Consider the following 258-nt stretch of genomic DNA (forward strand, 5'->3'; position numbering starts at 1 on the left):
GAACGATCTCATTGCCTTCGAAGCGAGCGATGTCGGCCTGCGACGGGACGGGTTCGCCCGGAAGCTGAAGCGTGGTCATGCCCGCCTTTTCGGCCGCCAACTGACCATAGAAGGTCTGCCAGTGTTGAGCGCCGTTGCGATAGTAGCCCAGCGCCGCGTCGCGTTCGCCGCGGGCCTCTGCCGCCCGTCCCAGCCAATAGTAGGCGCGGCCCTGGGTGATGGGGGTGGAGGAGGCGGTGCGCAGCGCCTCGAAATGGC

Annotated in this window: 1 protein-coding gene; it reads right to left on the minus strand. The window is 67.1% G+C overall.

Going from position 1 to position 258, the window contains the following annotated elements; all coding sequences use genetic code 11:
- The coding region (locus CVH10_RS22075) for a hypothetical protein (RefSeq protein ID WP_219924996.1) at positions 1 to 258 on the minus strand (258 nt) is incomplete at both ends.

Source organism: Halomonas sp. ND22Bw (assembly GCF_003011945.1).
GTDB lineage: Bacteria > Pseudomonadota > Gammaproteobacteria > Pseudomonadales > Halomonadaceae > Halomonas > Halomonas halophila.